10 protein-coding genes are annotated in these 12,796 nt (G+C 34.9%); 5 read left to right on the forward strand and 5 right to left on the reverse strand.

Features of this window, described 5'->3' with window-relative positions; genetic code table 11:
- The first annotated feature begins 3 nt into the window (after positions 1 to 3).
- From HNP35_RS00795 to HNP35_RS00805, 3 genes are all read left to right on the forward strand, one after another.
- Complete coding sequence (locus HNP35_RS00795) at positions 4 to 471, forward strand: RidA family protein (protein ID WP_179004296.1); 468 nt, start codon at positions 4 to 6, stop codon at positions 469 to 471.
- 201 nt (positions 472 to 672) lie between these two features.
- Positions 673 to 1,776: a D-TA family PLP-dependent enzyme gene (locus tag HNP35_RS00800; protein ID WP_184159392.1), complete on the forward strand. Its 1,104-nt coding sequence runs from the start codon at positions 673 to 675 to the stop codon at positions 1,774 to 1,776.
- Positions 1,777 to 1,785: 9 nt separating this feature from the next.
- On the forward strand, positions 1,786 to 2,856 hold the full coding sequence (locus HNP35_RS00805) for a dipeptidase (protein WP_184159390.1): 1,071 nt from the start codon (positions 1,786 to 1,788) through the stop codon (positions 2,854 to 2,856).
- On the opposite strand, the gene HNP35_RS00810 is transcribed toward HNP35_RS00805, so the two are convergent.
- Positions 2,853 to 3,629: a DeoR/GlpR family DNA-binding transcription regulator gene (locus HNP35_RS00810; RefSeq protein ID WP_184159388.1), complete on the reverse strand. Its 777-nt coding sequence runs from the start codon at positions 3,627 to 3,629 to the stop codon at positions 2,853 to 2,855. The genes HNP35_RS00805 and HNP35_RS00810 overlap by 4 nt on opposite strands.
- Before the next feature lie 157 nt (positions 3,630 to 3,786).
- On the opposite strand from HNP35_RS00810, the gene HNP35_RS00815 reads away from it, so the two are divergent.
- The gene (locus tag HNP35_RS00815; RefSeq protein ID WP_184159386.1) at positions 3,787 to 6,078 is read left to right on the forward strand and encodes a family 20 glycosylhydrolase; all 2,292 of its coding nucleotides are present in this window, start codon (positions 3,787 to 3,789) and stop codon (positions 6,076 to 6,078) included.
- Positions 6,079 to 6,135: 57 nt separating this feature from the next.
- Here HNP35_RS00815 and HNP35_RS00820 read toward each other — a convergent pair whose 3' ends face one another.
- The 3 genes from HNP35_RS00820 to HNP35_RS00830 form a co-directional block, all read right to left on the reverse strand.
- A complete protein-coding gene (locus tag HNP35_RS00820; protein WP_091494507.1) occupies positions 6,136 to 6,882 on the reverse strand; it encodes a succinate dehydrogenase/fumarate reductase iron-sulfur subunit in 747 nt (248 codons plus the stop codon).
- A 94-nt stretch (positions 6,883 to 6,976) separates the two neighbouring features.
- A complete protein-coding gene (locus tag HNP35_RS00825; protein WP_184159384.1) occupies positions 6,977 to 8,977 on the reverse strand; it encodes a fumarate reductase/succinate dehydrogenase flavoprotein subunit in 2,001 nt (666 codons plus the stop codon).
- 11 nt (positions 8,978 to 8,988) lie between these two features.
- Positions 8,989 to 9,654 (reverse strand): succinate dehydrogenase cytochrome b subunit, encoded by a 666-nt coding sequence (locus HNP35_RS00830; RefSeq protein ID WP_184159381.1) that lies wholly within the window; start codon positions 9,652 to 9,654, stop codon positions 8,989 to 8,991.
- A 355-nt stretch (positions 9,655 to 10,009) separates the two neighbouring features.
- Here HNP35_RS00830 and HNP35_RS00835 point away from each other — a divergent pair, with 355 nt between their 5' ends.
- A complete protein-coding gene (locus tag HNP35_RS00835) occupies positions 10,010 to 11,371 on the forward strand; it encodes a hydroxymethylglutaryl-CoA synthase family protein (RefSeq protein WP_184159379.1) in 1,362 nt (453 codons plus the stop codon).
- A 64-nt stretch (positions 11,372 to 11,435) separates the two neighbouring features.
- Here the strand turns inward: HNP35_RS00835 and HNP35_RS00840 are convergent, their stop codons facing one another.
- Positions 11,436 to 12,794, reverse strand: a complete 1,359-nt coding sequence (locus HNP35_RS00840; RefSeq protein ID WP_184159377.1) for a hypothetical protein — start codon at positions 12,792 to 12,794, stop codon at positions 11,436 to 11,438.
- Positions 12,795 to 12,796 lie beyond the last annotated feature (2 nt).

The following is a 12,796-nucleotide window of genomic DNA, read 5'->3' on the forward strand; positions in this document are numbered from 1 at the left end:
ATCATGAGTTTAAATCCGCAAGAAAAATTCGAAAGTCTAGGTTTGTCTCTTCCTCCTGCTCCGCAGCCGCTGGGAATTTACAAACCGTATTTAGTAGACGGAAAATATCTATATCTATCTGGACACGGCCCTGTTCAAGACGATAAATCTTTAATTATTGGCCGCATTGGCGAAGACATGGATATTGAAGCTGGAAAACTAGCCGCAAGACAAGTTGGACTTACTATGCTTTCTACTATTGTAACCAACTTTGGAAGTTTGAGCAAAGTAAAAAGAGTCATCAAAGTTTTGGGAATGGTAAACTGTACTTCAGATTTCTTAAGACACCCTTATGTAATAAACGGCTGCAGCGAATTATTTGCAGAAGTTTGGGGACAAGAAAACGGAATCGGTGTAAGAAGTGCTGTCGGATTCGGATCACTTCCTGATAATATTCCAGTTGAAGTTGAAGCGCTTTTTGAATTGTATTAATTAGATTTTTTTAAACACATAGAAACATAGTTTTTTCTTATTCTAATTTTAAAGATTAAAATAAATGACAAGTCATTTTCACATAGTCTATGTTTATTAATGTAAAGTGAAACGCCTTTCACCAGCATCTAAAAACTATGTCTCTATGTGTTTAAAAAAATTATGTTCAACGTAATTACAATTAGCTAAAAACTAAGAACCATGCAAAAGAACTGGTGGAAAATCAATTCCGAAACACTTATCGATACTCCGTTTTTAGCAGTTTACGAAGATCGTGTAAGGCAAAATATTGAACGGCTTATTTCTTATGTCAAAGGCGATACGCAACGATTGCGTCCGCATATTAAAACACATAAAAATGCCGAGATTTTAGAGCTTTTCAAAATATATAATATCAAAAAAATAAAATGCGCTACAATTGCTGAAGCTGAACTTGCCGCCAATCAAAGCATAGAAGACATTCTTTTAGCGTATCAGCCAATTGGTTTAAAAGCCGAACGATGGATTACATTAATTAAAAAATTCCCTGAAATTCATTTTTCAACTATTGTAGACAATCTGAAAACAGCTTTAGATTTAAATGAAATTGCTAAAATAAACAATCTAATTCTTTCGGTTTATTTAGATTTAAATACGGGAATGAATCGAACTGGATTTTCTATTTCTGAAGATTGGAAAGCATTAATTGAGGAAATTCTAAAATTGAAAAATCTTCATTTCAAGGGAATTCATATTTATGACGGACATATAAAAGGAAGTTTGGAAGAACGAAATTTAGAAGCTTCGAAAGCATTCGACCAAATTATCAATCAAATTTCAACCATTAATTATGATTTAAAAATTGTAGCAGGCGGTTCAAACACATTTCCATTTTATGCCAAGCAGGAAAATGTAGAATGCAGTCCGGGAACTTTTGTTTTTTGGGATTCTAATTATCATAATAACTTGCCTGAACAAGATTTTAAACCTGCATTAATAATCGTTGGAACTATCATTTCAAAACCTACAAAGAATACTTTTTGTGTCGATATTGGTTATAAAGCGGTTTCATCTGAAAATCCAATGGATAAAAGATTAGTGGTTTTGAATGATGAAAATCTTATTCCGACTGCTCATTCTGAAGAACATTTGATTGTAGAAAATCGAGGGCAGAATGAATATGAAATCGGAGATATTATTTATGCCGAACCGTATCATGTTTGTCCGACTGTTGCTTTATATGATAATCTTCAGGCGGTAAACACAAAACATCAAATTTATGCGCAATGGCCAGTTGGCGCAAGAGGCCGAAAAAACACTATTTAAATTTTAATTATGTTTATACTAGACGCTCATTTGGATCTCAGCATGAATGCAATGGAATGGAATCGAGATCTGAGAAACGATGTCCCAACTTTACGTCATTTAGAAAAAGGAATGACCGACAAACCCGATCGCGAACGCGCAACGGTTTCTTTTCCTGATCTTAGACGCGGTAATATCGGAATTGTCGTTGCAACTCAAATCGCAAGATTTGTAAAACCAGGCAGTATTATTCCAGGATGGAATTCACCAGAACAAGCCTGGGCACAAACTCAAGGACAGCTGACTTGGTACAAATCCATGGAAGAAGCTGGAGAAATGACGCAGATTACAGATAAAAAATCACTCCTAAAACATTATGATTTATGGAATGACGGAACTCCGAATGATAAAAAACCTATCGGATATATTTTGAGTTTAGAAGGCGCAGACTCAATCGTTGATATTTCTTATTTGGAAAAAGCCTATAATTACGGATTGCGAGCTATCGGCCCCGCGCATTACGGCCCGGGAAGATACGCCAACGGAACGGACGCAACCGGAAAAATGAATCAGAACGGAATTGATTTATTGAAAGAAATGGAACGTCTAAATATTATTCTGGACGCTACTCATTTATGCGACGACGCATTTTGGCAGGCTTTCGATCATTTTAATGGCGCGGTTTGGGCAAGTCATAACAATTGCAGAGCATTAGTAGATCATAATCGTCAATATAGTGATGAAATGATTAAAGCTTTAATTTCGAGAGGAGCTGTTATCGGTGGCGCTTTTGATGCCTGGATGATGGTTCCAAATTGGCAGAGAGGTATTTCTCAGCCAAAAGAAATGAATTGTAGTTTAGAAACAGGTTTTAGACATATGGATCATATTTGCCAGCTTGCCGGAAATGCCAATCATATCGGAATTGGTTCTGATTTGGACGGCGCTTTTGGAACAGAACAATGCCCATACGATTTAGACACCATTGCCGATTTGCAGAAATTAGTTTTAATATTTAAAAACCATGGTTATTCCGATGAAGATCTCAAAAAAATCTTTCATCAAAACTGGATTGATTTTCTGGTAAAAAATTGGGATTAAATTACCGTCAGACTTGGAAAGCTTTCTTTGTATGGTTTTAGTTTTGTGCTAGTTGGTTCTTCTTCGGTAATAACATAATTTACCTCAGATACACTAGCGATTTTCATCTTAAGAACGGTATTTAGTTTTTCTGTAATGGTTAAAACCGCTGTTTTCTTAGAAGCCTGAATCATTGCTTTTTTAACCTGAACCGTTTCCCAGTCAGAATCAGAATATCCGCCGTCGATGTCAAGAGCGTTTGTTCCCAAAACCAAAAGATCGGCTTTGATATTAGCCAATTGATGAAAAGCTTCGCCGCTCACGCACATTTGACTGTATGAAGAAATGCTTCCGCCAATCATGATGGTTTTGATATTCGGTTTGTCCAAAAGCTGAACAGCCGTTAAAGCTGTAATAGTAAAAACAGTCAGATTAAGGTCGTTTGGAATTAATCGGATGAATTCACGAATTGTAGTTCCTCCGTCAACAATTAAAACCATTCCGTCATGAAGAAGACCAACCGCTTTTTGAGCGATAACTTGTTTGGCTTCGACAGCATAAGTCTGGTTAGAAGAAGAATAGTGATATCCTTTGGTCATGGCGCCGCCTTTTACTTTAATCAAAAGTGCGTCAGCGTCCAATTCATTAATATCACGACGAACAGTATCTTCGGAAACACCAAGTTTAGCCGAAAGAGTTTCAAAACTCACACGCGTGTGCAGGTTAATCTCTTTTAGAATATGATTTTTACGTTCTTCTTTACTGTAATTTAAAACTTCATTTTCAGTGCTCATGCCGATTGTTTTTTTCTAATTACAAAAATAAACATTTCAGTAAATATTTCATCGAAACCAAAAGCGGTATTATCAATAAAATCATTCAAAAACCAGTTTTAAAATCCTTTACCTATCTTTAAAACACCATTTTAATACAATCTAAAGTTTTTCTATTATGAAAAAATTCCTTTTTCTCTTTTTCACTCTTTCTTTTTTAAATGGAAATGCTCAAAATTCACAGCAGAACATTTCTATAATTCCTGCTCCAAACTTTTACAAATTGACTGGAGACAGTATTCGAATTAATGGGAAAGTTCAGGTGAATTTTATAAATAAAAATTTTAGCGAAAAGGAATCCAAATCGGCAAAAATTTTAGAATTGGCATTAAATGTTCAGGCTTCTTCAAAAAAATCAAATCTGAAAATTGAATTTAATTCGGATGTAAATTTCAAATCAAAAGAAGGCTATAAAATTGAAATAACTTCAAATAAAATTTCAATTTCAGGAAAAGAAGAAGGACTTTTTTATGCTGTTCAAACTTTATTACAGCTTCTTCCCAACAAAATTTCTGGCGAAATTAAATTGCCGTGCGTAATTATCGAGGATCAACCCCGTTATTCCTACCGAGGCTTGCATTTAGACGTCTGCCGTCATTTCTTTACTGTTAATGTTATAAAAGATTTTATCACACAAATGTCCAGCTATAAGCTAAACAACTTTCACTGGCACTTAACAGACGATCAGGGATGGAGAATTGAGATTAAAAAATATCCAAAACTAACCGAAATCGGATCAAAAAGAGCACAGACTTTAGTGGGCAATAAATTTGAAAGATCACCCTTCTTTTTTGACGGAAATCCATACGGCGGATTTTATACTCAGGAAGAAATTAAGGATATTATAAAATTTGCCGAAGCTCATTATGTCAATGTAATTCCAGAAATTGAAATGCCGGGTCATGCTTCCGCAGCCGTAACTGCCTATCCAAATCTGGCTTGTTTTCCGGATCGAAATTATAAAGTGGTAGAATCATGGGGTGTTTTTGAAGATGTTTTCTGCGCTGGAAAAGAAGAAACTTTTACTTTTCTGGAAGATGTTTTGACAGAAGTGATGGCATTGTTTCCAAGTAAAAACATTCATGTTGGCGGAGACGAATGTCCAAAAACCAGATGGAAAGTTTGTCCGAATTGCCAAAAACGAATCAAAGATTTAGGTTTAAAAGACGAGCACGAATTACAAAGTTATTTCATCAAAAGAATCGAAAAATTCTTGAATGCTAACGGAAGACAGGTTTTTGGCTGGGATGAAATTCTCGAAGGCGGTCTTGCGCCAAATGCCGCTGTAATGTCCTGGCGAGGAGAATCAGGTGGAATTCACGCTGCAAAACTGAAACATCCTGTTGTAATGACTCCTGAAAGCACCGTTTATTTTGATTATAATCAAGGATATTCTCCAAACGAACCGCTTACAGTTGGCAGATTAAGTACTTTGGATAAAGTTTACAATTATAACCCAACTCCCGTTGACAGTTTATCAGTTGAAGAACAAAAATATATTATTGGAGTTCAGGCCAATTTATGGTCGGAATATTTAACGAGTCCGGCAAAATTGAATTATATGCTTTATCCTAGATTTTTTGCTTTGGCTGAAATTGCATGGACAGAAACTCCAAATAAAAATTACAATCATTTTATTCAAAACCAATTACCGTATCATTTAGAAAAGTTAGAAGCAGAAAAAAGGGTTTATAAAGTCCCAACGCCTTTTGGTGCAGATGAAACAGCTTTAATTGCATCAAAATATCTTTTAGATCTAAAACCAACGATAAAAAACGGAAAGATCTTTTATACCATTGATGGTTATAATCCTGATGAAACGGCAGAATTATATCAAGATCCAGTAATGATAAATATTCCAAAAGGAGAATTTAGAATTATAAAAACGATTCAAATCAGCGAAAGCGGTAAAAGAAGTTCTATCAATAAAATCATTGTCCGTAATCCGGATTTAAAACCTGCTCTTGCAATTCAACCCAAAAAAAATGGACTAAAATTCGAATATTTCACAGGAACATTTAAGCAGGTTCAGGATTTAGAACTTTCAAAACCTGTTAATTCTGGAGTTTTAGAAGGTAAAATCAGCGCTGAAAAATGGAAAACGAAATTAGAGCGTTATATTGGTTTAAAATTCAATGGATATATCTTTATTCCTGAAACAGGAAATTACACTTTTTCAACGCTTTCTGACGACGGATCAAAGCTTTTTATAGATGATGAATTAATTGTAGATAACGATGGTATTCATTGGATGAATGAAGCTTACGGCGCTGTTAAATTGGAAAAAGGTTTTCATAAAATCAACATCAGTTATTTTGATCTAACTGGCGGCACAATTTTAAACTGTTTTATTCAGAAAGAAGGTCAGAAGAAAGAAGAAATTAATGCTTCACAATTATATTACGAATAGAAAATAAAAAACGCTTCCAAAAATGGAAGCGTTTTTTAATATAATAATTCGGTCTAATTAACCTTTTAAACTTGCTGCTAAATACTCACGGTTCATACGTGCGATATTTTCAAGCGAAATTCCTTTTGGACACTCGATTTCACAAGCTCCTGTGTTTGTACAGTTACCGAAACCTTCTAAATCCATTTGGTGAACCATGTTTAATACACGGTCAACTGCTTCAACTTTACCTTGTGGCAATAATGCATATTGAGAAACTTTTGCAGAAACGAATAACATTGCTGAAGAGTTTTTACAAGTTGCAACACAAGCTCCACAACCAATACAAGCAGCCGCATCAAATGATTTATCTGCATCGTCTTTGTTAATTGGAATAGTATTCGCGTCGATTGTATTTCCTGAAGTGTTTACAGAGATAAATCCTCCTGCATGCTGAATTCTGTCAAAAGAACTTCTGTCAACAACTAAATCTTTAATTACAGGGAAAGCTTTTGCTCTAAATGGCTCGATAAAAATCGTGTCACCATCTTTAAACATACGCATGTGTAACTGACAAGTTGTAACACCTCTGTCTGGTCCGTGCGCTTCTCCGTTGATGAATAAAGAACACATTCCGCAGATTCCCTCGCGACAATCGTGGTCAAATGCTACAGGCTCTTCTCCTTTGTTGATTAAACCTTCGTTAAGAACGTCTAACATTTCAAGGAAAGACATGTCTGGTTCGATTCCATCGATAGGATATTCTACAATCCCTCCTTTATCTTGAGCGTTTTTTTGACGCCATATTTTTAATGTAAGTTTCATACCTTTTTCGTTTGAAAGTCATAAAGTCGAAAGTCGAAAGTCGCTTGGCACATTTTGCCTTTTGACTTTAAGACTTTGGCTTTCGACCAAATTCTTATTTATAACTTCTTTGAACTAATTTAATGTTTTCGTAATTAAGAGGTTCTTTGTGTAATACGGCATCACTTGGTTTTCCTTTGTATTCCCAAGCTGCAACGTATGCAAAGTTATCGTCGTCACGAAGTGCTTCTCCTTCTTCTGTTTGATATTCCTCACGGAAGTGACCTCCACAAGATTCGTTACGGTGTAAAGCATCTTTTGCGAACAATTCTCCTAATTCTAAGAAATCGGCAACACGAGTCGCTTTTTCTAATTCCTGATTAAATTCAAAAGCACTTCCAGGAACTTTTACATCTTTATAAAACTCTTCACGTAAAGCAGCAATTTCTTCGATAGCCTCAGTTAAACCTTTAGCGTTACGAGCCATACCTACTTTATTCCACATGATTTTCCCAAGTTTTTTGTGGAAATAATCTACAGAATGTTTACCGTTGTTGTTGATGAATTTATCGATTTGATCTACAACTGCTTTTTCAGCCTCAACGAATTCTGGCAAGTCAGTAGAAATTGGTCCCATTTTAATATCTGGAGCTAAATAATCTCCGATAGTATAAGGTAATACGAAATATCCATCAGCTAAACCTTGCATCAAAGCAGAAGCTCCAAGTCTGTTTGCTCCGTGATCAGAGAAGTTAGATTCTCCAATTGAGAAACATCCAGGAATTGTAGTCATTAAGTTGTAATCAACCCAAGTTCCACCCATTGTGTAGTGAACCGCTGGGTAAATCATCATTGGTGTTACATAAGGATCTTCGTCAACAATTTTCAAGTACATTTGGAATAAGTTTCCGTATTTACTTTTCACTATATCAGTTCCTAATTTAGTAACTAAAGCTTTGTCATTTTCATTCAATCCTTTTACGTGAGCAGCTTCTTTTCCGTAACGTTCGATAGCGGCTGCGAAATCTAAATAAACTGCTTCACCAGTTTTGTTAACTCCAAAACCAGCATCACATCTTTCTTTAGCTGCACGAGACGCAACGTCACGAGGAACTAAGTTTCCAAAAGCAGGATATCTTCTTTCTAAGAAATAATCTCTTTCTTCTTCAGATAAATCAATCGCTTTTTTCTTTCCTTCACGGATTGCTTTTGCATCCTCAAGGTTTTTTGGTACCCAAATACGACCATCATTACGTAAAGACTCAGACATCAAAGTCAATTTAGACTGATGATCTCCAGAAACCGGAATACATGTTGGGTGAATTTGTGTATAACAAGGATTTGCGAAAAACGCTCCTTTTTTATGAATTTTCCAAGCTGCTGTTGCGTTACTTCCCATAGCATTTGTTGAAAGGAAAAATACGTTTCCGTATCCTCCAGAACCAATTACTACCGCGTGAGCAGAATGTCTTTCTATTTTTCCTGTGATTAAGTCACGAGCGATAATACCTCTCGCTTTTCCGTTCACGATTACAATGTCAAGCATTTCGTGACGGTTGTACATTTTGATTTTTCCACGACCAATCTGACGGTTCATTGCAGAATAAGCTCCTAACAATAACTGTTGTCCAGTTTGTCCTTGTGCGTAGAATGTACGAGAAACCAAAGTTCCTCCGAAAGAACGGTTATCTAAAAGTCCGCCATATTCACGAGCCAATGGCACCCCTTGAGCCACACATTGGTCAATAATATTAGCAGAAACCTCAGCCAAACGGTGAACATTTGCCTCACGTGCACGGTAGTCACCTCCTTTTACAGTATCGTAGAACAATCTGTAAACTGAGTCACCGTCACCTTTATAATTTTTTGCAGCGTTGATACCTCCTTGTGCCGCAATAGAGTGTGCACGACGTGGAGAATCTTGGAAGCAGAATGCTTTTACGTTATATCCTAACTCAGCCAAAGTAGCCGCAGCCGAACCTCCAGCCAAACCTGTACCAACAACGATAATATCTAAATTACGTTTGTTAGCAGGGTTTACTAAATTAATATGATCTTTATAATTTGTCCATTTGTCCGCTATAGGACCATTTGGAATTTTTGAATCTAATGCCATTATAATTTATATTAATTATTGAAATGATGAAATAAAGCGATAATTACGAAAGCAGCTGGCACCACAACGGCAAACCATAAACCTACTTTACTTAAAAATCTAGAGTACTTGTTGTGCATTCCCACTGATTGAAGAGAAGATGCAAACCCGTGCCATAAGTGAAATCCTAAAAGGATAAAAGAAACACAGTACAATCCTGTACGAACTGGGCTGTGAAATTTGTGAACTAACTCACCATAATACCTTGTAGCATCTGGCGCTGTTCCAGCTATATATTTATAGCTAACTTCAGGAAACCAGAAATCGTAAAAATGCAATCCTAAGAAAGCCAAAATAACCAATCCAGAAATAATCATATTTCTAGAACTCCAAGAAGCGTTTGCAGCTCCGTTGTATTTAGCGTATGCAATTGGTCTTGCTGCGCTGTTTTGTGCTGTAAGTACAAATCCCATTACGAAGTGGAAAATTACTCCAAATGCCAAAACTGGCTGCATTACATACTGAATCAGCGGATTGTATCCCATAAAGTGAGAAGCTTCGTTGAAAACGTCTTCACTAAGAACGGAAATAAAATTTAAGGTAACATGCAGCGCTAAAAACGTGATTAAGAATATTCCCGAAAGAGCCATTGCTACTTTCTTTAAGATGGAAGCATTCAACTGTGCAGATTGTGCCATAAGTGTTAAGTAGTTTGTTTTAAAAAATTAGACAAAAATAATTCAATTACAAAAGAACTACAACCATTTCGCTGTTATTTATAATGATTTTAAAATAGCACGATTCTACGTATTTTTACGTACAAATTTGAAGCTGCTTAAAAATAATTCACTATAGAAATTTTAAAAACCTGCTTTTTAAGCCTTAAAGAAAAAATTACACACTAAGTAGATTAGGAAATTTTTATGATATTGTTATTTTATTCGAAGATTTGATTTGTTTTCTTCAAAAGTGTTCCTCCGCATAAATTTTATCAAAGTAAAAAATTGTCATTCCACAACATAGTTTTACCTTTAGCCGCTCAAAAAAATAAGAATGAAAACAGGAATTGATGCTATATCATTTGACGTAGCAAACATACATTTACCCATAAAAACTTTGGCTGTTGCCAGAAATATTGAACCCGAAAAACTAGAAAAAGGTCTTGGTTTATTGAAAATGACTTTCCCGGATGTACATCAGGATGCTGTTGTTTTTGGAGCAAATGCTTTAACCAAGCTTATAATTGATAATAAAATTGACCTAAAAGAAATCAGTAGAATCTATGTTGGTACCGAAAGTGGTGTTGACAGTTCTAAACCAATTGCTTCTTATTTAATTAGTTTAATGGAGCAAAAATTTGGTGAAGATTCATTGGCAGAATGCGATGTTGTTGACTTTACATTCGCTTGTATTGGCGGTGTTGACGCAATGCAAAACTGTCTTGATTTTGTAAAATTAAATCCAACCAAAAAAGCAATCGTAGTTACTTCTGATTTTGCAAAATACGATTTGAATTCTGGTGGAGAATATACGCAAGGAGCCGGAGCAGTTGCAATGTTAATTTCTGCAAACCCGAAAATTATTGCTTTTGATGATAATTGGGCAACGAGCACAAAAGGCGTTTTCGACTTCTTTAAACCATACAGAACTATTTCTAAAGAAGAAATCACTAAAAACCCAAACAACGATTCTTGGTTTGATAATTTAGAAGCCGAAATCGAAATCCATAAAGACCAGCCAGTTTTTGACGGACAATATTCAAATCAATGTTATATGGATCGTACGCGCAATGCTTACTTTTCATTCAAAAAATTGAAAAACACAACCGAAACGTTATACAACACTTGGCACAGTATCGTGATGCACTTGCCATATTCTTTCCAAGGAAGAAGAATGTTATCTGAAATATACGCTTTAGACAGTGCTGAAAAAATTATTGCTGATGATATTGCACCTGCAGATTATCAGACAAAAATTAAAGAAGTGGCAAAATCAGATGATTACAGAAGTTTTGTAACCGAGAAATTACAACCTGCTGAATTGGCTTCTTCTTTAATTGGAAACCTTTATACAGGCTCTATTTTCATGGGATTGTTATCGACTTTGGCTCATTTTTACGATACAAACAAAGAAGTTTCAGGAACTAAATTTGGTTTCTTAGCTTACGGAAGCGGATCGAAATCGAAAGTTTTTGAGGGAACAATTCAGCCAGAATGGAAATCGGCTCTGGAGAATGTAAAACTTTTCGAAAATTTAGCAGAAAGCGTAGAAATTGATTTTAACACTTACGAAAGTCTTCATAAAAAAGAACAAAAACAAAGCGTAAGAACTCCGAAAAACGAATGGGTTTTAGACAGAATCGAAAAAGAAATTCCTGTTTTGATTGGAGCGCGTTATTATAAATGGATAGATTAAATTCCAACTTTTGAAATTCCAAATTCCAAATAAAAAACCGAAGCTTAAAACTTCGGTTTTTTATTTAATCGTTTTCTTTTACGTCGTAATGCTCTTTTATTTCAAGCAAGATTCTATATGTGGCCCAAATATTTCTTTCCTTGTTTCTTCTTGCCCAAAAACCATAAATCCATACTGTAGTTAATTGAGTACTATATAAGCTTTCTCCATTTCGATCAGCATTTTCTTTAATTAGCTTTAAAACTGCTGGTGAAACATAAGGCTTAATCTTTCTATAGTAAACCATAGGATGTTTCCCGGAAGGAATCATACTATCGTAAATATTTTCTAAAGCATTCATGTCTGGATCTAATTGATCAATATCATCGCAACTTTTAATAAGGGCATCTACTAATAAATTTAAATTGGAGTCGTAATAAACTTTATTAGATAGGAAAGCATAAATTAAAGGACGGTAATTTTGGAATGTGCCTTCAAGATCTTTTGAATTATACCGAACCATTTTGATTGCATCAAGAATTTTAGGAATATTATTTACTCGAAGTCCCACCTGAATTGACCTTCTAATTTCCATAAAAGACTGGTCTTTTTTCAGCTTCAAAAAATCCGACAAGAAAATCCTAAGAAAATCTTGTGTTTGATACCAATTGTAATTCTCAAATATCCCTTTAGAATAAACTTCCTTCTCTATTTCAGGGTAACTAAAATCTTTAATTCCATAATAATCACCTTCATAATCTCTGACTTTATCAAGTTCTCGACGAATAGTCAAACTATCTATTTCAAAACTGTCTATAACAGCATAGGCAGTATCGGTTCTCATTACTGTCGTCTCATCTACTTCAGGAATTGTTTCTAAATTGTCTACTACTTCATTTTTAGAATACTGAAGTGTCAATAGATTATCGAATCCGATAAATAATGAACCTCCAAAAACAAGCACCGAAAGAAAGATCATTAAAACGGAAAGAATTGGACTCACCTCATTTACAGAATCTTTTATTTTAAGAAAAATAGCAACAAAGAGACTTGCAGCAAATACAATTCCTAAAAAAACAGAAAAACGTATTCCGAAATCCTCATATCCTTTTATTCCGATTTTTAAACTTAAAACTACGCTAACAAGAGAACAAAGAAGTACAATCGAACTGAAAACTACATTTATCAAAAAAGAATTACGCCAGAATTTATCTTCGTTCTTTTCAGCGTTATCATCAGAATCAGAATTAATAACCACTACTATTAATCTTTGAATGACTATTGAAATTCCCAATACAAAAAAAAGAGAAAAACCAATGAGCAGTGAAGAAATTTTTGAAATTACCTTAAAATCAATTCCACCCTGAATAGTATAGAATAAAAAAGCAACTGCAATTAATACGAAAAACTGAACTATTGAAATTATTTTGTACGATTTTATCATTT

The sequence above is a fragment of the Flavobacterium notoginsengisoli genome (assembly GCF_014207905.1).
GTDB lineage: Bacteria > Bacteroidota > Bacteroidia > Flavobacteriales > Flavobacteriaceae > Flavobacterium > Flavobacterium notoginsengisoli_A.

Coding starts and splice junctions, on each gene's coding strand:
- HNP35_RS00840 (WP_184159377.1), bottom strand. CDS start 12,794: ATGATAAAATCGTACAAAATAATTTCAATAGTTCAGTTTTTCGTATTA.
- HNP35_RS00800 (WP_184159392.1), top strand. CDS start 673: ATGCAAAAGAACTGGTGGAAAATCAATTCCGAAACACTTATCGATACT.
- HNP35_RS00830 (WP_184159381.1), bottom strand. CDS start 9,654: ATGGCACAATCTGCACAGTTGAATGCTTCCATCTTAAAGAAAGTAGCA.
- HNP35_RS00795 (WP_179004296.1), top strand. CDS start 4: ATGAGTTTAAATCCGCAAGAAAAATTCGAAAGTCTAGGTTTGTCTCTT.
- HNP35_RS00820 (WP_091494507.1), bottom strand. CDS start 6,882: ATGAAACTTACATTAAAAATATGGCGTCAAAAAAACGCTCAAGATAAA.
- HNP35_RS00810 (WP_184159388.1), bottom strand. CDS start 3,629: ATGAGCACTGAAAATGAAGTTTTAAATTACAGTAAAGAAGAACGTAAA.
- HNP35_RS00835 (WP_184159379.1), top strand. CDS start 10,010: ATGAAAACAGGAATTGATGCTATATCATTTGACGTAGCAAACATACAT.
- HNP35_RS00825 (WP_184159384.1), bottom strand. CDS start 8,977: ATGGCATTAGATTCAAAAATTCCAAATGGTCCTATAGCGGACAAATGG.
- HNP35_RS00805 (WP_184159390.1), top strand. CDS start 1,786: ATGTTTATACTAGACGCTCATTTGGATCTCAGCATGAATGCAATGGAA.
- HNP35_RS00815 (WP_184159386.1), top strand. CDS start 3,787: ATGAAAAAATTCCTTTTTCTCTTTTTCACTCTTTCTTTTTTAAATGGA.